Source organism: Citrobacter sp. wls619, from assembly GCF_005281345.1.
Classification (GTDB): domain Bacteria; phylum Pseudomonadota; class Gammaproteobacteria; order Enterobacterales; family Enterobacteriaceae; genus Citrobacter.
Genome location: NZ_SZXJ01000004.1, coordinates 1 through 21,694, shown reverse-complemented (window position 1 = coordinate 21,694; position 21,694 = coordinate 1). Strand labels below are relative to the sequence as shown.

Genomic DNA, 21,694 nt, shown 5'->3' with positions numbered 1-21,694 from the left:
TGTGATCATGATCACATAGGTATTTACAGCTATGAGGTTACATTTGTTTCAAGTACGTAAAATTAGGTAAAGGGATGGCCTTGTTCATGAAGGCTCTTTAGAATCAATCCACTTGCTTTAGTTTCTGCTCTCGTTTAAGGAAATCTCATGCTCAAATCGACTCTGGCGGCTGTTGCAGCTGTTTTCGCTCTTTCTGCTATCTCTCCCGCAGCGCTGGCAGCGAAAGGGGATCCGCACGTTCTGCTGACAACCTCTGCCGGTAACATTGAACTGGAACTGAACAGCCAGAAAGCCCCGGTTTCAGTGCAAAACTTTGTCGATTATGTCAACAGCGGTTTCTATAACAACACCACGTTCCACCGTGTTATTCCGGGATTTATGGTGCAGGGTGGTGGGTTTAACGAGCAGATGCAGCAGAAAAAACCTAACCCGCCTATCAAGAATGAAGCGGATAACGGGCTGCGTAACACCCGGGGCACGATTGCTATGGCGCGTACTGCGGATAAAGACAGTGCAACCAGCCAGTTCTTTATCAACATTGCGGACAATGCATTCCTCGATCATGGCCAGCGTGACTTTGGTTATGCCGTGTTCGGTAAAGTTGTGAAAGGTATGGATGTTGCGGACAAGATTGCGCAGGTACAGACCCACGATGTCGGTCCTTACCAGAATGTTCCGTCAAAACCGATTGTTATCCTTTCCGCTAAAGTCCTGCCGTAAGCCTGTTTTGCGCGGGTAGTTCCTGCCCGCGTTCTCCCCCCTTCTCTGCGTAACCCGAAATTGCTGCTTATACTTGTGGCAAGTGTCGGCTCATTCAGGGAGGTCACGTGAAAAAACTCACCGATAAACAAAAGTCCAGGCTCTGGGCGCAGCTGCGAAATGCCAATTTCCAGGCAAGCCGGCGACTGGAAGGCGTGGATATTCCACGGGTTACTCTGAGCGCTGAAGACGCCCTGGCGCGGCTTGAAGAATTGCGGAGGCACTATGAGCGATAAATTCGGTGATGGGCGTGACCCCTATTTGTATCCTGGGCTGAACGTCATGCGTAACCGGCTGGGGGTTCATCAGGCGCAGCGTCTGGCGCAGGCAGCTTATGAATTGACGGCGCTGCGTGCTGCCACAATTGAACTGGGGCCGTTAGTTCGTGGTTTACCCTACCTGTGCGCTATTCATCGCCAACTTTATCAGGATATTTTCGACTGGGCTGGCAAGCTACGCGAAGTGGATATTTATCAGGGCGACACACCTTTCTGCCATTTTGCCTGGATAGAGAAAGAGGGCAATGTGCTGATGCAGGACCTGGAAGACGAGTCCTGGCTGGTGGGACTGCCGGCAGAAAAGTTTGTGGACCGCCTCGCACATTACTACTGCGAAATTAACGTGCTGCACCCGTTTCGCATCGGCAGTGGTCTGGCGCAGCGTATTTTCTTCGAACAGCTGGCGATTCATGCCGGGTATATACTCAACTGGGAGGGCATTCAGGTTGAGGAGTGGAACCAGGCAAATCAAAATGGCGCCATGGGGGATCTGTCCGCACTGCAAGCGATATTTCGTAAAGTGGTAAGCGAAGCCCTGGAAACTGAGTAGAATAGCGCGGTTCTTCTGTACCGGAGCCGCCATGATCCTGCTTATCGATAACTACGATTCTTTTACCTGGAACCTGTATCAATACTTCTGCGAACTGGGCGCAGATGTCCTTGTCAGACGCAACGACGCGCTGACGCTGGCGCAAATTGATGCGCTGAATCCGCAGAAAATCGTCATTTCCCCGGGGCCATGCACGCCGGATGATGCGGGCATCTCGCTGGATGTCATTCGCCATTATGCGGGTAAGATCCCTATGCTGGGCGTTTGTCTGGGCCATCAGGCAATGGCACAAGCCTTTGGCGCGACCGTCGTGCGGGCGGCGAAAGTGATGCACGGTAAGACTTCACCCATTACGCATACCGGGCAAGGTGTTTTTCAGGGATTGGCAAACCCGCTAACGGTGACGCGCTACCATTCGTTGGTGGTCGCACCTGAAACGTTGCCTGAGTGCTTTGAGGTGACGGCCTGGAGTGAAACGCAGGAGATTATGGGCATTCGTCACCGTGAGTGGGATATGGAAGGGGTGCAATTTCACCCGGAGAGCATCCTCAGCGAACAGGGGCATCAGCTGCTGGCTAATTTCCTTAACCGGTGATTTATGGTTGCTATTCAGTGATTTTTTATTCATATTTTGTGATTATAATTTCACTAGCATTTCTGCTTAACAGGGTGGTAATGACATGGCAACTGAACAAACTGCAATTACGCGCGCAACATTCGATGAAGTGATTCTGCCGATTTATGCACCGGCAGAGTTTATCCCGGTAAAGGGGAAAGGAAGTCGAGTCTGGGATCAGCAGGGTAAAGAGTACGTTGATTTCGCGGGCGGCATTGCAGTGACCGCGTTAGGGCATTGCCATCCGGCACTGGTCGAGGCATTAAAAACTCAGGGTGAAACTCTGTGGCATACCAGTAACGTGTTCACCAATGAGCCAGCGTTGCGTTTAGGTCGCAAAATCATTGATGCGACCTTTGCCGAGCGCGTGCTGTTCATGAACTCCGGTACCGAAGCCAACGAAACCGCCTTTAAGCTGGCGCGCCACTATGCCTGCGTGCGTCATAGCCCGTTCAAAACCAAGATTATTGCCTTCCATAATGCGTTTCACGGTCGTTCACTGTTTACCGTTTCTGTCGGCGGGCAGCCGAAATACTCTGACGGCTTTGGACCAAAGCCCGCGGATATCATCCATGTCCCGTTTAACGATCTGCATGCGGTCAAAGCGGTGATGGACGACCACACCTGCGCGGTGGTGGTTGAGCCCATTCAGGGTGAGGGCGGCGTCACTGCGGCAACGCCGGAATTCCTGCAGGGGCTGCGCGAACTGTGCGATCAACATCAGGCGCTGCTGGTGTTTGATGAAGTGCAGTGTGGGATGGGGCGTACCGGTGACCTGTTTGCGTATATGCACTACGGCGTGACGCCGGATATCCTCACCAGCGCGAAGGCGCTCGGCGGCGGTTTCCCGGTGAGCGCGGTACTGACGACGCTGGAGATTGCCTCCGCATTCCATGTTGGCTCGCACGGCTCGACCTACGGCGGTAATCCGTTGGCCTGCGCGGTTGCGGGAGCGGCGTTCGATATCATCAACACCCCGGAAGTGCTGGAAGGTATTCAGGCCAAACGCCATGCCTTTGTGCAGCATTTGCAGAAAATTGATCAGCGGTTTGATATTTTCAGCGATATTCGCGGCATGGGACTGTTGATTGGCGCTGAGTTGAAGCCGCAGTTTAAAGGCCGGGCGCGTGATTTCCTTTACGCTGCTGCGCACGAAGGGGTGATGGTGCTAAACGCCGGGCCGGACGTGATGCGTTTTGCGCCGTCGCTGGTGGTAGAGCAGGCTGATATCGATGAAGGGATGCAGCGTTTCGCGCAGGCGGTAGCGAAAGTGGTGGGCTGATTGCCGGATGGCGGCGCGGCCTACAGGGTAAGGTGTGATTCGTAGGCCGGATAAGCGTAGCGCATCCGGCAAATATCTTAACCCTTCATGTCCCGCAGTCGGCGGCTCAGCCAGATCCCGTGGTGCGGTCGCTGGCGCCAGGCAACAGAAGAGATGGTGTGCATGGTATTAAGATGCCCCAGTATTCGTTGTAGATGCTGCTCAAGCGTACTTAATGGGCCGTGTGAGAGCATCTCTGGTGATTCGAGAATATTCACATCACCAGAACTTCCCGGTCCGTCATATTCCAGCCGCTGTTGACAGCGCTGGAGCGCAATTTCGCAGGATTCCAGATATCGCTGCGCCAGATCCGGCGTCAACATCGTGTGCTCCCTTGCCAGGGTCGTCATTGCATTGATGTGCTCGACGATGAACTGGCTGTGTGTAACCCACAGTTTCATATCTGCCAGATAGTGCGAGTTAAACCCGGGTTCCTGCATGGCCTGGTTTAATGAGTTAAACAGTGTGTTTTGCGCCTGATTGACCCGCATGCGCTGATACGCCAACGGCGTGGCCTGCGGATCGTTGCTGAGGATGAGGCGGATGGCTTCTTGATCTGCTCCTAGTGCATCGTGAGCGTTCTTACGTAGTAAACCACTCTGCCATTGCGGCCACAGCCAGAGCGTACCGCCAAAGGCGATCAAACAGCCGATTACGGTGTCGACAAACCGGGGCACGATAAACTGTTCCCCGTTCAACGTGAGTAACTGTAGGGTATATACCGCCGTGACCGTAAAGCCTACGGTGGCCCAGCCGTAGTTTTTACGGATGATCAGATAGCTCACCAGGGTTGTCAGCAGCATAGCTGCCAGCGTGAAGCCCTCCGGAATATGAAAGTGCAACGTAACACCTGCAATCACCAGTCCGACAAGCGTGCCCACCGAGCGGTGTAAAATACGCACCCGGGTTGCGCCGTAGCCATTTTGCGTGACGAACAGGATCGTCATCAGGATCCAGTATGGTTTTGGCAGGTGCAAAGCGCTACCCATCAGGCTTGCGATACTCAACATGACGCTGATGCGTCCGGCGTTACGCAGCGCCGGTGATTTCAACGACAAATAGTTTTTCAGTGCAGGAATTAACGGTAATCGACGCTGTTTATCCGCCATCAAATCCCGGGCATACAGTGGGCGTTGTGTACGCAGCACACGGGCAATGCGGCTGAAATGCCAGTAGCAAAATTGTCCCACCGGATTATCCGGGTGCTGCCGGGCAATCTTCTCCAGGGTGCCGATCTGCTTTTCCATCGAAAAACGCGTCGGTAAGCGGTGGTACAAAATATCATCGGCCAGTACGCGCAGACGTTCCGCAACGGTGCGAGCATTCCAGCGAATCACCTGCTCCGCGTGACTACGCTCGACCAGCTTTTGCACTTCTTCGGGCTGGTGCAGGCTAACGGAAATATGCTCCTGTAAATCCAGCGCTTCCTGGAAAACACGTAGCAAGCGTTTGTATTCATTATTGTGATGTGCCGACAGCATGTGCATTTGCTGGTAGCACTGGGTAATCAGATCCACGGCTTTCTGTTGACGGACCAGCAGGGGTGGTAGCGCTTTTTCGGGATCGGCATGCTGGGTCAACATGCTGTATTTGGCCTCACAATAATCGGCTAATTCGCGGTACAACAAACTGAGTGATTCGCGCAGCGGTTGTTCACGCCACATCCAGAACCAGAACCAGTTAAACAGGCCGTACCATACTGTCCCCAGCGCGTAGATCAGCAGTGGTTCCCAGACCGGCATGTTGCCGGCCAGACTCAGTGTGAAAATCGCCGCGATCAGCGAGGCGGGCAGAAGTCGCGCATGCAACGGGCTTAGCTCGGCGGTCACACCGAGAATCAGCGTCAGGCCGGTGAGGATCAGTGGCAGCGGTATAGTCTGTGCCAGCAATAACTGCATAATCAGGCTGCAGCCAGCAAACAGCGACGCGCCAATCACTAAGCGTTTGAAAAAGCGCTTATGCGGGGTATCAAGACCCGCAATATTGCAGCAGGCAGGGACGAGGGAGAATAAGAGCCCCAGATGAAGCTGACCAATGATAAGACCGACAGCCACAGGTAAACATAGCACCAGCGTCTGTCGTAGTGCGTAGTTGATCTCGGGGTGATAAATCAGTCTTCGCCACATCGGAGCAAACAAAAATGGCGCATTACGAAGTAACACGCCATGTCGATGGGATTAACGCGTGCCGTAGACGACGATGGTCTTACCATGCGCGGAGATCAGGTTCTGATCTTCCAGCATTTTCAGGATACGACCAACGGTTTCACGGGAACAGCCAACGATCTGGCCAATTTCCTGACGGGTGATTTTAATCTGCATGCCGTCCGGGTGGGTCATCGCGTCAGGCTGTTTCGCCAGATTCAGCAGAGTCTGGGCGATACGACCAGTTACGTCGAGGAAGGCAAGGTTGCCTACTTTTTCAGACGTTACCTGCAGACGACGAGCCATCTGAGAAGACAGACGCATCAGAATATCTGGGTTGACCTGGATTAATTGGCGAAATTTTTTGTAGGAAATTTCAGCGACTTCACATGCGGTTTTGGCACGTACCCAGGCGCTACGTTCCTGGCCTTCTTCGAAGAGGCCTAATTCACCAATAAAATCGCCCTGATTCAGATAAGAGAGGATCATTTCTTTCCCTTCTTCATCTTTGATCAGCACTGCCACTGAGCCTTTAACGATGTAATACAACGTTTCCGCTTTTTCACCCTGGTGAATCAGCGTGCTCTTCGATGGGTACTTATGAATATGGCAATGAGACAAGAACCATTCGAGAGTCGGGTCTGTTTGCGGTTTGCCAAGCACCATGCGCGGTTATCCTCTGTTATAAGCTGTCTCCAGAGCCAGAACACGATGCTGTCTCTGGGGTTGCAAAAATGTGCTTCCCGCTACCTGGGAAGGGGGCTGCTAAAAATTGATTGCAGCCTGTAATGTGATGTCCTCTGCATACATGCAGTACGTCAATGTATTACTGTAGCATCCCGACTGTTTTAGCATAGCTTTCGCCGTGTGTCTCCTGGTGTCTCGCTTCAGCATGACGCAGGTCGCCTTCCATTGCGAGAATTGTTATGTACGCGTAATCTGTCAGGAAAATTGAAACATTGGAGTTACGAAATATGCAAGCGCGTGTAAAGTGGGTTGAGGGGTTAACCTTCCTCGGTGAGTCCGCCTCAGGCCACCAAATTTTGATGGACGGTAACTCTGGTGATAAAGCGCCGAGCCCGATGGAGATGGTGCTAATGGCGGCAGGGGGGTGTAGCGCCATTGATGTCGTGTCCATTCTGCAAAAGGGACGCCAGGATGTCACCAACTGCGAAGTGAAGCTCACCTCTGAGCGCCGTGAAGAAGCACCGCGTCTGTTTACCCACATCAATCTGCATTTCATCGTGACGGGTCGCGACCTGAAAGATGCATCTGTGTCTCGGGCGGTTGATCTTTCTGCTGAGAAATATTGCTCCGTGGCGTTGATGCTGGAAAAAGCGGTGAATATCACCCATTCCTATGAAGTGATTGTTGCTGCGTGATGCCATGCCTGATGGCGTTACACTTATCAGGCCTACAGGATATATACGCGTAGGCCGGATAAGGCATCAGCCGCCATCCGGCAAAAGACCACATTACTCGATCTTCTTCCCTTCCATCAGCCTCTGCACCAATGGCAGCATGATCAATTCCATCGCCAGCCCCATCTTGCCGCCCGGCACGACTAACGTATTGATATGGGAAATGAATGAACCCTGCAGCATCGCCAGCAGCCAGGGATAATCGATGCCTTCCAGATTACGAAAATGAATCACGACAAAGCTCTCATCCAGTGACGGAATACTCTTTGCCGCAAAGGGGTTGGAAGTGTCGACGGTGGGCACACGCTGGAAGTTAATATGCGTGCGGGAAAACTGCGGCGTAATGTAATTGATGTAATCGTCCATTGAGCGTACGACCGAGTCCATTACCGCTTCACGTGAATGCCCGCGTTCGCTGGTATCGCGGGTGAGTTTCTGGATCCACTCCAGGTTCACGATAGGGACAACACCAACCAGCAGATCAACATGCCGCGCCACGTTTTGCTGCGGCGTCACCACGCCGCCGTGCAGGCCTTCATAGAATAAGACGTCCGTCGGTTCAGGCAGTGGCTGCCACGGAGTAAACGTCCCCGGAACCTGATTCCACGGCACGGCTTCATCGTAGGTGTGCAGATATTTTCGCGACTGGCCTTTGCCCGTCTGACCGTATTCGATGAAGGTTTGTTCGAGCAGGCCAAAATCATTCGCTTCAGGGCCGAAGTAGCTGATGTGTCGTCCGGCGTCGCGGGCTTTGCGGATCGCCATATCCATTTCCGGACGGGTATAGCGATGAAAACTGTCACCTTCCACCTCGGCGGCGCGCAGATTTAACTGTGCGAAAATTTTACGAAACGCGAGGCTGGTGGTAGTGGTCCCCGCGCCGCTGGATCCTGTTACCGCAATCACCGGATGTTTGGCAGACATAACAACTCCATAAATAGGTTGGTTTTTTATTATAGTCGGCCAACGGCAGCAGGTTACTCGTGAAGCTGTTTCCTCGGCATTATGTTGACCGTTTCATGCAGTTCGGACCACACCAGCACAGCTTCACCTGATTGTAGTTGGCGTTTGACGTCGGCGACTTTTTGTTCGAGCGAGAGTTCATGTTCACCATAATCGGTGCCTTCGCGCAAGACAAAGCTTTCAATCAGGTTATCCAGTGCGTCCGGGGAGATGTCTTGCCAGGGAATCATCATGATGATGCCTCCAGATATGTTGTCAGCCAGTCTGGAATACGCGATTCCAGCCACATCTCAGGGCGACGTAACGTGCCACCAATAAATCCGACGTGTCCACCGTGCTCGGTGAGTTGATACTCCACCTGTGTGGGCAGATTCTCGGGTTGTGGGATGACATGGCTATCCATAAACGGATCGTCTTTGGCATGGATAATCAGCGTTGGTTTGGCGATCCGATTCAACAGTGGCATGGCGCTGCACTGACGATAGTAATCTATAGCATCAGCAAAACCGTGGATTTTAGCCGTGATCAAATCGTCGAAATCGCGAATACGACGCAGGGATTTTAATTGCGCGAGGCTCACTGGCAGCGACCCCGGATACGCTTCCAGTTTCCGTGAGGCGTTGGCTTTCAGCAGATTGAGCAGGTAGCGCTGGTAGACGCGGGAGAAACCCTTCTCCATGTGATAACTACACGCTTCCAGCACAAACGGTGCAGAGACGATAACTGCCGCATCAATGGGGATCGTGTTCCCTTCTTTCGCCAGCAGGCAGGCCAGCATATTCCCACCGAGCGAATAACCCACTGCAGCGGTTGGAACGCGTCCAAACTCGCGATCCAGCCAGTTTAAAAACCAGGTGCCATCTTCTGTTTCACCAGAGTGATAAATACGATTCAGGCGATTTGGCTCGCCGCTACAGCCACGAAAATGCATCACCACGCCGAGCCAGCCGCGCTTTTGCGCCGCTTCAATCAGGCCATGTGCGTACGGACTGTTCAGGCTTCCTTCCAGACCGTGAAAAACCACCAGGCGCGGCTTATGCCTGGCCTGCTGTGGATCTTCGCTCCATGCCAGGTCGACAAAGTCACCATCGGGTAATTCCAGACGCTGCCAATGGGCATCGAACTTCACCTTACGGCGTATTAAACGCGGCAGCATCGTCTGTAGATGACGGTTACTGATACCACGCATCGGGCGGAATTCTCGCGAATCGTCGGTAGGTGGGGTCATTTCTGTGGATGTGATTTCAACCATAACACCAGAGCAATTAATAATCGGAAAGAATAACTATACCGCGCACAGCGCGTGCGGGTTAGCCAATATGTGATTTTGTCGCCAGCCAGTCAGTCGGTTACGCGAGCCTGGACCGAAACGTAGGCCTGATAAGACGCGCGAACGTCGCCATCAGGAATTTTCGGCTCCGGTGCCGGATGGCAGCTTCGCCTTATCCGGCAATCAGGGCTACTCAGCCAGCATCTGCTCAAGCTGTTCCTGCGCATCCAGCCAGGCCATTTCACACTCTTCCAGCCCGGACTTCGCGCTTGCCTGTTGTTGCAGACATGCTGTGAGCTCAGCTTTACGGCTTTGGTCGTACAGTTCGCTATCACCGAGCTTCTCTTCAGCCTGTGCCAGTAGCGCGTGTAGCTTCTCCATCTCTTTTTCCAGACGGGTAATCTCTTTACGCAGAGGTTGTGTCAGGCTGCGTAACTCGGCTTCGCGGCGTTTCTGGTCCTTACGCGCCTGGGCGCTGTTAACGCTCTCTTTTGCCGGTTCGTCGCCCTGGTTTTCTTGTTTTTGCACGTCGCTCAGCCACTGCTGGTAATCTTCCAGATCGCCATCAAACGGCTCGACTTTTTTGTCGTGCACCAGATAGAGATCATCGGTGGTGGAGCGGATCAGGTGACGGTCGTGCGAGACCACGACCAGCGCGCCTTCGAAATCGATCAACGCTTCGGTCAGCGCCTGGCGCATGTCCAGATCCAGGTGGTTGGTCGGTTCATCAAGCAGCAGCAGGTTCGGGCGCTGCCAGACGATCAGTGCCAGCACCAGACGCGCTTTTTCACCGCCGGAGAAACGTCGGGTTTCTTCGCTGACTTTATCGCCCTGGAAGCCGAATCCACCGAGGTAATCACGCAGTTTCTGTTCGAGCTCTTGTGGCGCCATACGTGCCAGGTGCTGAATGGGTGATTCATCGGCGCGTAAAAACTCCAGCTGGTGCTGTGCGAAGTAGCCCAGTTTGATGCCTTTCGCCAGACCGATTTCACCGCTAATCGGCGCCAGTTCTCCTGCCAGCAGCTTGATCAGCGTGGATTTACCCGCACCGTTGCGGCCTAACAGGCCGATGCGAGAACCCGGCACCAGATTCAGTTTGATGGAGTCGAGGATTGTGCGATCGCCGTAGCCAGCACTCACTTTTTCCATTTTCAGCAGCGGGTTAGGCAGGCTTTCCGGTTCACGGAAGCTGAAATGGAACGGGTTATCGACATGGGCTGGCGCGATAAGCTCCATGCGCTCCAGCATTTTGATACGGCTCTGCGCCTGTTTTGCCTTGGTTGCTTTCGCGCGGAAACGATCGATATAGCTTTGCAGATGCGCCACGCGCTCCTGCTGGCTCTCGTACATCGCCTGTTGCTGCGCGAGGCGGGTCGCACGCTGGATTTCAAACGCGCTGTAGTTGCCGGTGTACTCGAACATGGTTTGCTGTTCGATATGAATAATTTTATCCACCACCGGATCGAGGAAGTCCCGGTCGTGGGAAATCAAAATCAGTGTGCCCTGATAGCTTTTCAACCATCTTTCCAGCCAGATTACCGCGTCAAGATCGAGGTGGTTGGTGGGTTCATCGAGCAGCAGCAGGTCTGAACGGCAAATCAGCGCCTGGGCCAGGTTGAGACGCATACGCCAGCCACCGGAGAAATCGCTGACCGGGCGGTCGAGCTGCTCGTTAGAGAAACCGAGACCGTGCAGCAGGCTGGCCGCGCGTGAGCGAATGGTCCAGGCGTCTATGGCGTCCAGCTTTCCGTGTACGGTGGCAATGGCGTGTCCATCGTTACGTTCGTTGGCATCGTTTAACTGGGCTTCCAGTTGACGATATTCGCGGTCGCCATCAATCACGTATTCCAGCGCTGGCTGTGGTAACGCAGGCGTTTCCTGATTCACCCATGCGAGTTGCCAGTTTCCCGGAAACGTAAATCCGCCGGCGTCAGCGCTGATTTCATTTTTCAGCAATGCCAGCAGGGTAGATTTACCGCAGCCATTTTTACCCACCAGGCCAACCTTCTGCCCAGGATTAATGGTGGCCGTGGCATTGTCCAGCAAGACGCGCACGCCGCGACGAATTTGTAACGATGAGAAAACAATCATAAGGCGCCGTATGTTCAGACTATGTTAATTTATCATTATGATAATGTAATGTGTGGGCCGTTTGCCGCACCGAGGCGCAATGGTAGCCCAAAACGCTGAAAATAGACAAAAGACAAAACCGGGAGGGGGATGATGTCCCAGCCAGCGAAAGTGTTGCTGCTGTATGCCCATCCGGAATCTCAGGACTCGGTCGCGAACCGGGTTCTGCTTAAACCGGCCATGCAGCTCAGTAATGTTACCGTGCACGATCTTTACGCGCACTATCCCGATTTTTTTATCGATATTTCGCACGAACAGGAACTGTTGCGTGAGCATGACGTGATTGTTTTTCAGCATCCGCTCTATACCTATAGCTGCCCGGCCCTGCTAAAGGAGTGGCTTGACCGCGTACTGAGCCGTGGGTTTGCCAGTGGCCCCGGGGGGAACCAACTGGCGGGAAAGTACTGGCGGAGTGTGATCACCACTGGTGAGCCAGAAAGTGCGTATCGGTATGACGCGCTGAACCGCTATCCGATGAGTGATGTGCTACGCCCTTTTGAGCTGACGGCAGGAATGTGCCGGATGCACTGGATGAGCCCCATCATCGTTTACTGGGCCAGACGGCAAACGAAGCAGGAGCTGGACAGCCATGCGAAAGCGTATGGTGACTGGCTGGCGAATCCGATTCCTGTGGGAGGCCGCTGATGGAAGGTTCTGATTTATTGACTGCGGGAGTGCTGTTCCTCTTCGCGGCAGTGGCTGCGGTGCCGTTGGCATCGCGGCTGGGTATTGGGCCGGTGTTGGGCTATTTGCTGGCAGGGATCGCTATTGGCCCATGGGGACTTGGCTTCATCAGCGACGTGGATGAAATTCTGCATTTCTCCGAGCTGGGCGTGGTCTTCCTGATGTTCATCATCGGGCTGGAACTTAACCCGGCCAAACTATGGCAATTGCGGCGTTCAATTTTTGGTGTTGGTGCCGCGCAGGTGTTACTTAGCGCGCTTGTCCTGGCAGGGTTATTGATGCTCACTGACTTTTCCTGGCAGGCGGCGGTAGTCGGTGGGATTGGTTTGGCGATGTCATCGACGGCAATGGCGTTACAGCTGATGCGGGAAAAAGGGATGAACCGCAGTGAATCCGGACAACTGGGCTTTTCGGTGCTGTTGTTCCAGGACTTGGCGGTGATCCCTGCGTTGGCGCTGGTTCCGCTGTTAGCAGGATCGGCCGATGAGCATTTTGACTGGATAAAAGTGGGCATGAAAGTGTTGGCTTTTGCTGGCATGTTGATTGGCGGACGCTATCTGTTGCGTCCTGTATTTCGCTTTATTGCGGGGTCCGGCGTGCGGGAAGTGTTTACCGCAGCCACGCTGCTACTGGTATTGGGCTCTGCGTTATTTATGGATGCGCTGGGCCTGTCGATGGCGCTGGGAACGTTTATCGCAGGCGTGCTGCTGGCGGAAAGCGAATATCGACATGAACTGGAAACGGCGATTGATCCCTTTAAAGGGCTTTTGCTCGGGTTATTTTTCATCTCGGTGGGGATGTCACTTAACCTTGGCGTGCTTTACACCCATATTTTGTGGGTAGTGGCGAGCGTAATAGTACTGGTCATTGTGAAGACGCTGGTGCTCTATGTGTTGGCGCGGCTGAACGGCATGAGAAGCTCGGAGCGGATGCAATTTGCGGGGGTGCTAAGCCAGGGCGGAGAATTTGCCTTCGTGCTTTTTTCAACGGCATCTTCCCAGCGGCTGTTTCAGGGCGATCAAATGGCACTTTTGCTGGTAACCGTCACGCTGTCGATGATGACCACGCCACTGCTGATGAAGCTGATTGATAAATGGCTTTCTCGCCAGTTCAACGGCCCGGATGAGGAAGCTGAACAGCCCTGGGTGGAAGACGATAAGCCGCAGGTTATCGTGGTGGGGTTTGGGCGTTTTGGTCAGGTGATCGGCCGTTTGCTGATGGCGAACAAAATGCGCATTACCGTCCTGGAGCGGGATATCAGTGCGGTGAATCTGATGCGTAAATATGGCTATAAGGTCTATTACGGTGACGCCACGCAGGTGGAGCTTTTACGTTCCGCTGGCGCAGAGGCGGCGCAGTCTATTGTGATCACCTGTAATGAACCTGAAGACACGATGAAGCTGGTGGAACTGTGCCAACAGCATTTTCCGCATTTGCATATTCTTGCGCGAGCGCGCGGACGTGTAGAGGCGCATGAGTTATTACAGGCGGGTGTCACGCAGTTTTCCCGAGAAACCTTCTCGAGCGCACTGGAACTGGGACGCAAAGCGCTGGTGTCATTGGGGATGCATCCGCATCAGGCGCAGCGCGCCCAGTTGCATTTTCGTCGACTCGATATGCGCATGCTACGGGAATTGATCCCGATGCACACCGATACGGTGCAAATCTCTCGTGCCAGAGAGGCCCGGCGTGAGCTGGAGGAGATTTTTCAGCGGGAGATGCAGAAAGAACGGCGCCAGCTGGATGGCTGGGATGAATTTGAGTAGAGGATAACCATGGCAATTCGTAAACGTTTTATTGCAGGCGCAAAATGTCCGTCCTGCCAGGCGCAGGATTCGCTGGCGATGTGGCGCGAAAATAATATCGATATTGTTGAGTGTGTTAAGTGCGGTCATCAGATGCGCGAGGCCGATAAAGAGGCCCGCGAGCACGTTCGCAAAGAAGAGCAAGTGATCGGGATTTTTCATCCGGACTAGCGATATGCCGCAGCTTTTTTTAAGCTAGAGGGTACACGGGTGCAGAATTCCGCTACAATCTGCGCCACTATTCTTTCCATGCTCAGGAGATATCATGAAAGTAGCAAAGGACCTGGTGGTCAGCCTGGCCTATCAGGTACGTACAGAAGACGGTGTGTTGGTTGATGAGTCTCCGGTGAGTGCACCGCTGGACTACCTGCATGGTCACGGTTCCCTGATTTCTGGCCTGGAAACAGCGCTGGACGGTCATGAAGTTGGCGATAAATTCGACGTTGCTGTAGGCGCAAACGACGCTTACGGTCAGTATGATGAAAACCTGGTGCAGCGCGTGCCTAAAGACGTCTTCATGGGCGTTGACGAACTGCAGGTTGGCATGCGTTTCCTGGCTGAAACTGACCAGGGTCCGGTACCGGTAGAAATTACCGAAGTGGAAGACGACCACGTTGTGGTTGACGGTAACCACATGCTGGCTGGCCAGAATCTGAAATTCAACGTAGAAGTCGTTGCTATCCGTGAAGCGACCGAAGAAGAGCTGGCCCACGGCCACGTTCACGGTGCGCACGGTCACGACCACGATCATGACCACGGTCACGATGGTTGCTGCGGCGGTCACGGTCACGACCATGGTCACGAGCACGGCGGCGAAGGCTGCTGCGGCGGTGGCGGTAAAGGTAACGGCGGCGGCTGCGGTTGCCACTAATCGGTATGATTGCCTGATGGCGCTACGCTTATCAGGCCTACCGTAGGCCGGATAAGACGTTTACGTCGTCATCCGGCACAAAAAAGCGGGGAAACCCCGCTTTTTTTACGTCTCAATAATGTGGCGGCGGGGTCTCTTCAGACTGCGACGCGATATGAGACGGCTGAGTGGCTTTGAGCTTTTCTGTCAGCAGACGCAGATGGTCGCGCAGTTTGGCCATTTCCAGTTCATGCGCGGTCACGGTTACGTTCAGCTCTTCAATGGTTATTTCCTGAAACGCCAGGCGACTCTCCAGCTCAGCCAGGCGAGTTTCCATTGTTGTATCCTGCATGATTCACCTCTTTCTTTTTTCTCCGGCAGATCGCGGACTGCGGCGAATTCTACTTAACTTTGCCTGTTTGCACAGCACTCAATCTTCGGTCACGAAACTAATTTAAACAAAAAGTGTCTGAAATGTGGTGATAATAGGGCGTGCCCGTATGTTGATTTGTTCTACAACGCTTTATAGTACATTTTTGTTTTAGCTAACCCTGGGGTGAGATGCCCCGGCCCTGGAGATATGGATGAAATCACTGTTTAAAGTAACGCTGCTGGCGACCACAATGGCTGTTGCTCTGCATGCCCCGATCACCTTCGCTGCTGATGCTGCGAAACCAGCCGCTACCGCTGACAGCAAAGCAGCATTCAAGAATGACGACCAAAAAGCCGCTTACGCGCTGGGCGCGTCCCTGGGTCGTTATATGGAAAACTCCCTGAAAGAACAGGAAAAACTGGGCATCAAACTGGATAAAGATCAGTTGATCGCGGGCGTTCAGGATGCGTTTGCAGATAAGAGCAAACTGTCTGACCAGGAAATCGAACAGACTCTGCAGGGGTTTGAAGCTCGCGTGAAGAGCTCCGCTCAGGCGAAAATGGAAAAAGACGCGGCTGACAACGAAGCCAAAGGTAAAGTTTACCGCGAGAAATTTGCTAAAGAGAAAGGCGTTAAAACCTCTGCTACTGGCCTGGTCTACAAAGTAGAGAAAGAGGGTACCGGTGAAGCACCGAAAGACAGCGATACCGTGGTTGTGAACTACAAAGGTACGCTGATCGATGGTAAAGAGTTTGATAACTCTTACACCCGTGGTGAGCCGCTCTCTTTCCGTCTTGACGGTGTTATTCCAGGCTGGACTGAAGGCCTGAAAAACATCAAGAAAGGCGGCAAAATCCAGCTGGTTATCCCACCGGATCTGGCATACGGTAAAACGGGCGTTCCGGGCATCCCGGCAAACTCCACGCTGGTCTTTGATGTTGAGCTGTTAGATATCAAACCGGCACCGAAAGCAGATGCGAAGCCAGATGCTGCGCCGGCAGATAAAGCTGCAGACAGCAGCAAAAAGTAAATGATTAGAAACCGCCGCCCACAGGGCGGCGGGTTTTTATTATCGACAGGATATAATTAATACTGGAAAGCGCCTTGTGCGCTGTATTACTTTAGATGCCCCTATAATAGTGATGAGCCTGCCCTGACAACATAACGACAGGCTCCTGAAAAGGAGTGCTTTTTTTCATGTCCAGGTCGCTTTTAACCAACGAAACCAGTGAGCTAGATTTACTGGATCAACGTCCTTTCGATCAAACCGACTTCGATATCCTGAAATCCTATGAAGCGGTAGTGGACGGGTTGGCGATGCTCATTGGTTCCCATTGTGAAATCGTATTGCACTCTTTGCAGGATTTGAAATGCTCGGCCATTCGCATCGCTAACGGTGAACACACGGGCCGTAAAATTGGCTCGCCGATTACCGACCTTGCATTGCGTATGCTGCATGATATGACGGGTGCGGATAGCAGCGTGTCGAAGTGTTATTTCACACGCGCGAAAAGCGGTGTCTTGATGAAGTCGGTGACGATTGCCATTCGCAACCGTGAGCATCGCGTGATTGGTCTGCTGTGCATCAACATGAACCTTGATGTCCCTTTCTCGCAGATAATGAATACCTTTATCCCGCCGGAGACCCCGGAAGTGGGATCAGCCGTGAACTTCGCGTCCTCAGTCGAAGATCTGGTGACGCAGACGCTGGAGTTCACCATTGAAGAAGTGAACGCCGATCGTAACGTCTCCAACAATGCCAAGAATCGTCAGATCGTCCTGAACCTGTATGAGAAAGGGATCTTCGATATTAAAGATGCGATCAATCAGGTTGCCGATCGTCTGAACATCTCCAAGCACACGGTCTACCTCTATATTCGCCAGTTCAAAAGCGGTGATTTCCAGGGGCAAGATAAGTAATGCGTTTTGCCATCATGGTAACCGGGCCCGCCTACGGCACACAGCAAGCGAGTAGCGCATTGCAATTTGCGCATGCGCTACTCGAAGAAGGACACGAGTTGTGTAGCGTCTTCTTTTATCGTGAGGGCGTGTATAACGCGAACGTTCTGACATCACCCGCCAGTGATGAATTTGATTTAGTGCGAGCCTGGCAAAAGCTTCACCAGCAGCATGGTGTAGCGCTGAATATCTGTGTTGCGGCAGCCTTGCGGCGTGGTGTTGTTGATGAGACTGAGGCAACACGACTAGGGTTGTCTGGTGCTAATTTACAGTCGGGATTTACTCTCAGCGGTCTTGGATCGCTGGCTGAAGCATCCCTGACGTGCGATCGCGTGGTGCAGTTTTAATGAAACGTGTTGCCTTTGTTTTTTCTACTGTGCCGCACGGCAGCGCATCTGGCCGCGAAGGACTGGATGCTTTACTGGCGACATCTGCATTAACGGAAGATCTCGGCGTGTTCTTTATCGGTGATGGTGTCTTTCAGATCCTCCTGGGGCAACAACCGGATGTCGTTCTGGCGCGAGACTATATTGCTACTTTCAAACTGTTAGGATTGTACGATATAGAACAATGCTGGCTTTGTGCGGCCTCATTGCGTGAGCGAGGCCTGGCAGAGGGGGCGAGTTTTGTGGTTGATGCGACGGCACTTGAACCGGAAGATTTGCGTCGTGAGCTTGGCAACTATGACGTCATTTTGAGGTTTTGAGGCTCTCATGCTGCATATTTTACATCGCTCTGCGTGGCTAACCGACTTCTCCTCCCTCCTGCGTCTGATTGCTGAAGATGACGAGCTTTTACTGCTTCAGGATGGCGTCACTGCAGCAATAGAAGGCAGTCGTTTCCTTGAAAGTCTGCAAAATGCCTCCATTAAGGTCTATGTACTGGAAGAAGACATCAAAGCTCGCGGGTTGGGTGGTCAAATTTCAGACAGTGTCGTCAGGGTTAGCTATACTGACTTCGTCAGACTTACGGTGAAGCATCTCAGCCAGATGACCTGGTAATTGTGGGATCGTTGTATATTTCTTGACACCTTTTCGACACCGACCTAAAATTCTGCGTCCTCATATTGTATGAGGTCGTTTTATTACGTGTTTACGAAGCGAAAGCTACAACCAGGAGCTATTTAATGGCAACAGTTAACCAGCTGGTACGCAAACCACGCGCACGCAAAGTTGCAAAGAGCAACGTGCCTGCACTGGAAGCATGCCCGCAGAAACGTGGCGTATGTACTCGTGTATATACTACCACTCCTAAAAAACCAAACTCCGCACTGCGTAAAGTATGCCGTGTGCGTTTGACTAACGGTTTTGAAGTGACTTCCTACATCGGTGGTGAAGGTCACAACCTGCAGGAGCACTCCGTGATCCTGATCCGTGGCGGTCGTGTAAAAGACCTCCCGGGTGTTCGTTACCACACCGTTCGCGGTGCGCTTGACTGCTCCGGCGTTAAAGACCGTAAGCAATCACGCTCCAAGTATGGCGTGAAACGTCCTAAGGCTTAATGGTTCTCCGTTAAGTAAGGCCAAACGTTTTATATTAATGTCAAACTAAACTCGTAGAGTTTTGGACAATCCTGAATTAACAACGGAGTATTCCCATGCCACGTCGTCGCGTCATTGGTCAGCGTAAAATTCTGCCGGATCCTAAGTTCGGATCAGAGCTGCTGGCTAAATTTGTAAATATCCTGATGGTAGATGGTAAAAAATCTACTGCCGAAACTATCGTATACAGCGCGCTGGAGACCCTGGCTCAGCGCTCTGGTAAAAACGAACTGGAAGCTTTCGAAGTAGCTCTCGAAAACGTGCGCCCGACTGTCGAAGTTAAGTCTCGCCGCGTTGGTGGTTCTACTTATCAGGTACCAGTTGAAGTCCGTCCGGTCCGTCGTAATGCTCTGGCAATGCGTTGGATCGTTGAAGCTGCTCGTAAACGCGGTGATAAATCCATGGCTCTGCGCCTGGCGAACGAACTTTCTGATGCTGCAGAAAACAAAGGTACTGCAGTTAAGAAACGTGAAGACGTTCACCGTATGGCAGAAGCCAACAAGGCGTTCGCACACTACCGTTGGTAATCCCTTCGGAGTTTTAGTCACCAGGCGGGCGCTTCCAGTAAGCAGCCCGCTTTGGGCTACTTAAATTGAACGCCTAAAAGATAAACGAGGAATCAAATGGCTCGTACAACACCCATCGCGCGCTACCGTAACATCGGTATCAGTGCGCACATCGACGCCGGTAAAACCACTACTACCGAACGTATTCTGTTCTACACCGGTGTAAACCATAAAATCGGTGAAGTTCATGACGGCGCAGCCACCATGGACTGGATGGAGCAGGAGCAGGAGCGTGGTATTACTATCACCTCCGCAGCGACTACTGCATTCTGGTCTGGTATGGCTAAGCAGTACGAACCGCATCGCGTAAACATCATCGACACCCCGGGGCACGTTGACTTCACAATCGAAGTAGAACGTTCCATGCGTGTGCTTGATGGTGCAGTAATGGTTTACTGCGCAGTTGGTGGTGTTCAGCCTCAGTCTGAAACCGTATGGCGTCAGGCAAACAAATATAAAGTTCCGCGCATTGCGTTCGTTAACAAAATGGACCGTATGGGTGCGAACTTCCTGAAAGTTGTTGGTCAGATCAAAACCCGTCTGGGCGCGAACCCTGTTCCGCTGCAGCTGGCAATTGGCGCTGAAGAAGCGTTCACCGGTGTTGTTGACCTGGTGAAAATGAAAGCCATCAACTGGAACGAAGAAGATGCAGGCGTAACCTTCACTTATGAAGATATCCCGGCTGACATGCAGGAACTGGCTGAAGAATGGCACCAGAACCTGATCGAATCCGCTGCGGAAGCTTCAGAAGAGCTGATGGAGAAATACCTGGGTGGTGAAGAACTGACTGAAGAAGAGATCAAAAAAGCTCTGCGTCAGCGCGTTCTGAACAACGAAATCATCCTGGTAACCTGTGGTTCTGCGTTCAAGAACAAAGGTGTTCAGGCGATGCTGGATGCGGTAATTGATTACCTGCCATCCCCAGTCGACGTACCTGCGATCAACGGTATTCTGGACGACGGTAAAGATACTCCTGCTGAGCGTCATGCTAGCGATGACGAGCCGTTTGCTGCTCTGGCATTCAAAATCGCTACCGACCCGTTCGTGGGTAACCTGACCTTCTTCCGTGTGTACTCTGGTGTGGTTAACTCCGGTGACACCATCCTGAACTCCGTGAAAACTGCACGTGAGCGTTTTGGCCGTATCGTTCAGATGCACGCCAACAAACGTGAAGAGATCAAAGAAGTTCGCGCGGGCGATATCGCGGCTGCAATCGGTCTGAAAGACGTGACCACTGGTGACACCCTGTGTGACCCGGATCACCCGATCATTCTGGAACGTATGGAATTCCCTGAGCCGGTAATCTCCATCGCAGTTGAACCGAAAACCAAAGCTGACCAGGAAAAAATGGGTCTGGCTCTGGGCCGTCTGGCTAAAGAAGACCCGTCTTTCCGTGTATGGACTGACGAAGAATCTAACCAGACCATTATCGCCGGTATGGGTGAGCTGCACCTCGACATCATCGTTGACCGTATGAAGCGTGAATTCAACGTTGAAGCGAACGTCGGTAAACCTCAGGTTGCTTACCGCGAAGCGATTCGTGCGAAAGTTACCGATATCGAAGGTAAACACGCTAAGCAGTCTGGTGGTCGCGGTCAGTACGGTCATGTTGTTATCGACATGTACCCGCTGGAGCCGGGTTCAAACCCGAAAGGCTACGAGTTCATCAACGACATCAAAGGTGGTGTAATTCCTGGCGAATACATCCCGGCCGTTGATAAAGGCATCCAGGAACAGCTGAAATCCGGCCCGCTGGCTGGTTACCCGGTTGTTGATCTGGGCGTGCGTCTGCACTTCGGTTCTTACCATGACGTTGACTCCTCTGAGCTGGCGTTTAAACTGGCCGCTTCTATCGCCTTCAAAGATGGCTTTAAGAAAGCGAAACCAGTTCTGCTTGAGCCTATCATGAAGGTTGAAGTAGAGACTCCGGAAGAGAACACCGGTGACGTTATCGGTGACTTGAGCCGCCGTCGTGGTATGCTTCGTGGTCAGGAATCCAACGTCACTGGCGTTGTTATCCACGCTGAAGTTCCGCTGTCTGAAATGTTCGGATATGCAACCCAACTGCGTTCTCTGACCAAAGGCCGTGCTTCTTACTCCATGGAGTTCCTGAAGTACGACGATGCGCCGAACAACGTTGCTCAGGCCGTTATTGAAGCCCGTGGTAAATAAGCCACAGGATTAAAACCTAAGTCCCGTGCTCTCTCCAAAGGGGAGAGCACTATAGTAAGGAATATAGCCGTGTCTAAAGAAAAATTTGAACGTACTAAACCGCACGTTAACGTCGGCACCATCGGCCACGTTGACCACGGTAAAACTACCCTGACCGCTGCAATCACCACCGTACTGGCTAAAACCTACGGCGGTGCTGCTCGTGCTTTCGACCAGATCGATAACGCTCCGGAAGAAAAAGCTCGTGGTATCACCATCAACACCTCTCACGTTGAATATGACACCCCGACTCG

Annotated in this window: 26 protein-coding genes; 19 read left to right on the top strand and 7 right to left on the bottom strand. The window is 52.7% G+C overall.

What is annotated here, in order from left to right:
* The first annotated feature begins 147 nt into the window (after nucleotides 1-147).
* The 5 genes from ppiA to argD all read left to right on the top strand — a co-directional run bounded on the left by ppiA (nucleotide 148) and on the right by argD (nucleotide 3,485).
* Nucleotides 148-720 carry a peptidylprolyl isomerase A gene (gene ppiA / locus FDX19_RS00160; protein WP_137381141.1) on the top strand — a complete coding sequence of 191 codons (573 nt, stop codon included), beginning with the start codon at nucleotides 148-150 and terminating at the stop codon, nucleotides 718-720.
* A gap of 107 nt (nucleotides 721-827) precedes the next feature.
* Nucleotides 828-995: a YhfG family protein gene (locus tag FDX19_RS00155; protein WP_137381140.1), complete on the top strand. Its 168-nt coding sequence runs from the start codon at nucleotides 828-830 to the stop codon at nucleotides 993-995.
* Complete coding sequence (locus tag FDX19_RS00150; protein ID WP_137381139.1) at nucleotides 985-1,587, top strand: putative adenosine monophosphate-protein transferase Fic; 603 nt, start codon at nucleotides 985-987, stop codon at nucleotides 1,585-1,587. Before FDX19_RS00155 ends, FDX19_RS00150 begins: the two co-directional genes overlap by 11 nt.
* A 31-nt stretch (nucleotides 1,588-1,618) precedes the next feature.
* Nucleotides 1,619-2,182: an aminodeoxychorismate synthase component 2 gene (gene pabA, locus FDX19_RS00145; protein WP_137381138.1), complete on the top strand. Its 564-nt coding sequence runs from the start codon at nucleotides 1,619-1,621 to the stop codon at nucleotides 2,180-2,182.
* An 85-nt stretch (nucleotides 2,183-2,267) separates the two neighbouring features.
* Nucleotides 2,268-3,485 (top strand): bifunctional acetylornithine/succinyldiaminopimelate transaminase, encoded by a 1,218-nt coding sequence (gene argD, locus FDX19_RS00140; protein WP_137381137.1) that lies wholly within the window; start codon nucleotides 2,268-2,270, stop codon nucleotides 3,483-3,485.
* Nucleotides 3,486-3,562: 77 nt separating this feature from the next.
* On the opposite strand, the gene FDX19_RS00135 is transcribed toward argD, so the two are convergent.
* Nucleotides 3,563-5,650 (bottom strand): YccS/YhfK family putative transporter, encoded by a 2,088-nt coding sequence (locus tag FDX19_RS00135; protein WP_137381148.1) that lies wholly within the window; start codon nucleotides 5,648-5,650, stop codon nucleotides 3,563-3,565.
* A gap of 51 nt (nucleotides 5,651-5,701) precedes the next feature.
* Nucleotides 5,702-6,334 (bottom strand): cAMP-activated global transcriptional regulator CRP, encoded by a 633-nt coding sequence (gene crp / locus FDX19_RS00130; RefSeq protein WP_000242758.1) that lies wholly within the window; start codon nucleotides 6,332-6,334, stop codon nucleotides 5,702-5,704.
* A 308-nt stretch (nucleotides 6,335-6,642) separates the two neighbouring features.
* Between crp and FDX19_RS00125 the strand changes: the two genes are divergently transcribed.
* Nucleotides 6,643-7,050: an OsmC family protein gene (locus FDX19_RS00125; protein ID WP_137381136.1), complete on the top strand. Its 408-nt coding sequence runs from the start codon at nucleotides 6,643-6,645 to the stop codon at nucleotides 7,048-7,050.
* A 93-nt stretch (nucleotides 7,051-7,143) separates the two neighbouring features.
* On the opposite strand, the gene FDX19_RS00120 is transcribed toward FDX19_RS00125, so the two are convergent.
* The 4 genes from FDX19_RS00120 to FDX19_RS00100 all read right to left on the bottom strand — a co-directional run bounded on the left by FDX19_RS00120 (nucleotide 7,144) and on the right by FDX19_RS00100 (nucleotide 11,413).
* Entirely contained in the window at nucleotides 7,144-8,013 is an 870-nt protein-coding gene (locus tag FDX19_RS00120) for a phosphoribulokinase (protein WP_008786301.1), read from the bottom strand.
* Between the two features lie 53 nt (nucleotides 8,014-8,066).
* Nucleotides 8,067-8,285: a YheU family protein gene (locus FDX19_RS00115; protein ID WP_137381135.1), complete on the bottom strand. Its 219-nt coding sequence runs from the start codon at nucleotides 8,283-8,285 to the stop codon at nucleotides 8,067-8,069.
* The gene (locus tag FDX19_RS00110; protein WP_137381134.1) at nucleotides 8,282-9,304 is read right to left on the bottom strand and encodes a hydrolase; all 1,023 of its coding nucleotides are present in this window, start codon (nucleotides 9,302-9,304) and stop codon (nucleotides 8,282-8,284) included. The genes FDX19_RS00115 and FDX19_RS00110 overlap by 4 nt, the downstream gene beginning before the upstream one ends.
* Before the next feature lie 207 nt (nucleotides 9,305-9,511).
* Entirely contained in the window at nucleotides 9,512-11,413 is a 1,902-nt protein-coding gene (locus tag FDX19_RS00100) for an ABC transporter ATP-binding protein (RefSeq protein ID WP_137381133.1), read from the bottom strand.
* Nucleotides 11,414-11,545: 132 nt separating this feature from the next.
* On the opposite strand from FDX19_RS00100, the gene kefG reads away from it, so the two are divergent.
* The 4 genes from kefG to slyD all read left to right on the top strand — a co-directional run bounded on the left by kefG (nucleotide 11,546) and on the right by slyD (nucleotide 14,812).
* On the top strand, nucleotides 11,546-12,097 hold the full coding sequence (kefG, locus tag FDX19_RS00095) for a glutathione-regulated potassium-efflux system ancillary protein KefG (RefSeq protein ID WP_137381147.1): 552 nt from the start codon (nucleotides 11,546-11,548) through the stop codon (nucleotides 12,095-12,097).
* Nucleotides 12,097-13,902, top strand: a complete 1,806-nt coding sequence (gene kefB / locus FDX19_RS00090) for a glutathione-regulated potassium-efflux system protein KefB (protein ID WP_137381132.1) — start codon at nucleotides 12,097-12,099, stop codon at nucleotides 13,900-13,902. Before kefG ends, kefB begins: the two co-directional genes overlap by 1 nt.
* Nucleotides 13,903-13,911: 9 nt before the next feature.
* Nucleotides 13,912-14,112, top strand: coding sequence for a YheV family putative zinc ribbon protein (locus tag FDX19_RS00085; protein WP_005121675.1), 201 nt, complete (start codon nucleotides 13,912-13,914; stop codon nucleotides 14,110-14,112).
* Between the two features lie 94 nt (nucleotides 14,113-14,206).
* Entirely contained in the window at nucleotides 14,207-14,812 is a 606-nt protein-coding gene (slyD, locus tag FDX19_RS00080) for a peptidylprolyl isomerase (RefSeq protein WP_003023634.1), read from the top strand.
* A gap of 112 nt (nucleotides 14,813-14,924) precedes the next feature.
* Here slyD and FDX19_RS00075 read toward each other — a convergent pair whose 3' ends face one another.
* Nucleotides 14,925-15,143: a protein SlyX gene (locus tag FDX19_RS00075; protein WP_003023639.1), complete on the bottom strand. Its 219-nt coding sequence runs from the start codon at nucleotides 15,141-15,143 to the stop codon at nucleotides 14,925-14,927.
* Between the two features lie 232 nt (nucleotides 15,144-15,375).
* On the opposite strand from FDX19_RS00075, the gene fkpA reads away from it, so the two are divergent.
* The 9 genes from fkpA to FDX19_RS00030 form a co-directional block, all read left to right on the top strand.
* Complete coding sequence (gene fkpA, locus FDX19_RS00070; protein WP_137381131.1) at nucleotides 15,376-16,194, top strand: FKBP-type peptidyl-prolyl cis-trans isomerase; 819 nt, start codon at nucleotides 15,376-15,378, stop codon at nucleotides 16,192-16,194.
* Between the two features lie 167 nt (nucleotides 16,195-16,361).
* The gene (locus FDX19_RS00065) at nucleotides 16,362-17,084 is read left to right on the top strand and encodes a transcriptional regulator (protein ID WP_003023643.1); all 723 of its coding nucleotides are present in this window, start codon (nucleotides 16,362-16,364) and stop codon (nucleotides 17,082-17,084) included.
* A complete protein-coding gene (gene tusD / locus FDX19_RS00060) occupies nucleotides 17,084-17,470 on the top strand; it encodes a sulfurtransferase complex subunit TusD (RefSeq protein ID WP_005121677.1) in 387 nt (128 codons plus the stop codon). Before FDX19_RS00065 ends, tusD begins: the two co-directional genes overlap by 1 nt.
* The gene (gene tusC, locus FDX19_RS00055) at nucleotides 17,470-17,829 is read left to right on the top strand and encodes a sulfurtransferase complex subunit TusC (RefSeq protein WP_137381130.1); all 360 of its coding nucleotides are present in this window, start codon (nucleotides 17,470-17,472) and stop codon (nucleotides 17,827-17,829) included. Before tusD ends, tusC begins: the two co-directional genes overlap by 1 nt.
* A gap of 7 nt (nucleotides 17,830-17,836) precedes the next feature.
* On the top strand, nucleotides 17,837-18,124 hold the full coding sequence (gene tusB / locus FDX19_RS00050) for a sulfurtransferase complex subunit TusB (protein ID WP_137381129.1): 288 nt from the start codon (nucleotides 17,837-17,839) through the stop codon (nucleotides 18,122-18,124).
* A gap of 125 nt (nucleotides 18,125-18,249) precedes the next feature.
* Nucleotides 18,250-18,624: a 30S ribosomal protein S12 gene (gene rpsL, locus FDX19_RS00045; RefSeq protein ID WP_003023654.1), complete on the top strand. Its 375-nt coding sequence runs from the start codon at nucleotides 18,250-18,252 to the stop codon at nucleotides 18,622-18,624.
* Nucleotides 18,625-18,719: 95 nt separating this feature from the next.
* Nucleotides 18,720-19,190 (top strand): 30S ribosomal protein S7, encoded by a 471-nt coding sequence (rpsG, locus tag FDX19_RS00040; RefSeq protein WP_003023657.1) that lies wholly within the window; start codon nucleotides 18,720-18,722, stop codon nucleotides 19,188-19,190.
* 96 nt (nucleotides 19,191-19,286) lie between these two features.
* The gene (gene fusA / locus FDX19_RS00035; protein ID WP_003023659.1) at nucleotides 19,287-21,401 is read left to right on the top strand and encodes an elongation factor G; all 2,115 of its coding nucleotides are present in this window, start codon (nucleotides 19,287-19,289) and stop codon (nucleotides 21,399-21,401) included.
* 69 nt (nucleotides 21,402-21,470) lie between these two features.
* The coding region (locus FDX19_RS00030; RefSeq protein WP_001403315.1) for a GTP-binding protein at nucleotides 21,471-21,694 on the top strand (224 nt) is incomplete at its 3' end.

What these genes read in the sequence shown, in the direction of transcription:
- crp (WP_000242758.1), bottom strand. Translation starts at nt 6,334, where the DNA reads ATGGTGCTTGGCAAACCGCAAACAGACCCGACTCTCGAATGGTTCTTG.
- rpsL (WP_003023654.1), top strand. Translation starts at nt 18,250, where the DNA reads ATGGCAACAGTTAACCAGCTGGTACGCAAACCACGCGCACGCAAAGTT.
- FDX19_RS00120 (WP_008786301.1), bottom strand. Translation starts at nt 8,013, where the DNA reads ATGTCTGCCAAACATCCGGTGATTGCGGTAACAGGATCCAGCGGCGCG.
- FDX19_RS00115 (WP_137381135.1), bottom strand. Translation starts at nt 8,285, where the DNA reads ATGATGATTCCCTGGCAAGACATCTCCCCGGACGCACTGGATAACCTG.
- FDX19_RS00150 (WP_137381139.1), top strand. Translation starts at nt 985, where the DNA reads ATGAGCGATAAATTCGGTGATGGGCGTGACCCCTATTTGTATCCTGGG.
- FDX19_RS00075 (WP_003023639.1), bottom strand. Translation starts at nt 15,143, where the DNA reads ATGCAGGATACAACAATGGAAACTCGCCTGGCTGAGCTGGAGAGTCGC.
- ppiA (WP_137381141.1), top strand. Translation starts at nt 148, where the DNA reads ATGCTCAAATCGACTCTGGCGGCTGTTGCAGCTGTTTTCGCTCTTTCT.
- slyD (WP_003023634.1), top strand. Translation starts at nt 14,207, where the DNA reads ATGAAAGTAGCAAAGGACCTGGTGGTCAGCCTGGCCTATCAGGTACGT.
- fusA (WP_003023659.1), top strand. Translation starts at nt 19,287, where the DNA reads ATGGCTCGTACAACACCCATCGCGCGCTACCGTAACATCGGTATCAGT.
- FDX19_RS00085 (WP_005121675.1), top strand. Translation starts at nt 13,912, where the DNA reads ATGGCAATTCGTAAACGTTTTATTGCAGGCGCAAAATGTCCGTCCTGC.
- fkpA (WP_137381131.1), top strand. Translation starts at nt 15,376, where the DNA reads ATGAAATCACTGTTTAAAGTAACGCTGCTGGCGACCACAATGGCTGTT.
- FDX19_RS00110 (WP_137381134.1), bottom strand. Translation starts at nt 9,304, where the DNA reads ATGGTTGAAATCACATCCACAGAAATGACCCCACCTACCGACGATTCG.
- kefB (WP_137381132.1), top strand. Translation starts at nt 12,097, where the DNA reads ATGGAAGGTTCTGATTTATTGACTGCGGGAGTGCTGTTCCTCTTCGCG.
- rpsG (WP_003023657.1), top strand. Translation starts at nt 18,720, where the DNA reads ATGCCACGTCGTCGCGTCATTGGTCAGCGTAAAATTCTGCCGGATCCT.
- FDX19_RS00135 (WP_137381148.1), bottom strand. Translation starts at nt 5,650, where the DNA reads ATGTGGCGAAGACTGATTTATCACCCCGAGATCAACTACGCACTACGA.
- kefG (WP_137381147.1), top strand. Translation starts at nt 11,546, where the DNA reads ATGTCCCAGCCAGCGAAAGTGTTGCTGCTGTATGCCCATCCGGAATCT.
- FDX19_RS00100 (WP_137381133.1), bottom strand. Translation starts at nt 11,413, where the DNA reads ATGATTGTTTTCTCATCGTTACAAATTCGTCGCGGCGTGCGCGTCTTG.
- tusD (WP_005121677.1), top strand. Translation starts at nt 17,084, where the DNA reads ATGCGTTTTGCCATCATGGTAACCGGGCCCGCCTACGGCACACAGCAA.
- tusB (WP_137381129.1), top strand. Translation starts at nt 17,837, where the DNA reads ATGCTGCATATTTTACATCGCTCTGCGTGGCTAACCGACTTCTCCTCC.
- FDX19_RS00065 (WP_003023643.1), top strand. Translation starts at nt 16,362, where the DNA reads ATGTCCAGGTCGCTTTTAACCAACGAAACCAGTGAGCTAGATTTACTG.
- pabA (WP_137381138.1), top strand. Translation starts at nt 1,619, where the DNA reads ATGATCCTGCTTATCGATAACTACGATTCTTTTACCTGGAACCTGTAT.
- argD (WP_137381137.1), top strand. Translation starts at nt 2,268, where the DNA reads ATGGCAACTGAACAAACTGCAATTACGCGCGCAACATTCGATGAAGTG.
- FDX19_RS00125 (WP_137381136.1), top strand. Translation starts at nt 6,643, where the DNA reads ATGCAAGCGCGTGTAAAGTGGGTTGAGGGGTTAACCTTCCTCGGTGAG.
- tusC (WP_137381130.1), top strand. Translation starts at nt 17,470, where the DNA reads ATGAAACGTGTTGCCTTTGTTTTTTCTACTGTGCCGCACGGCAGCGCA.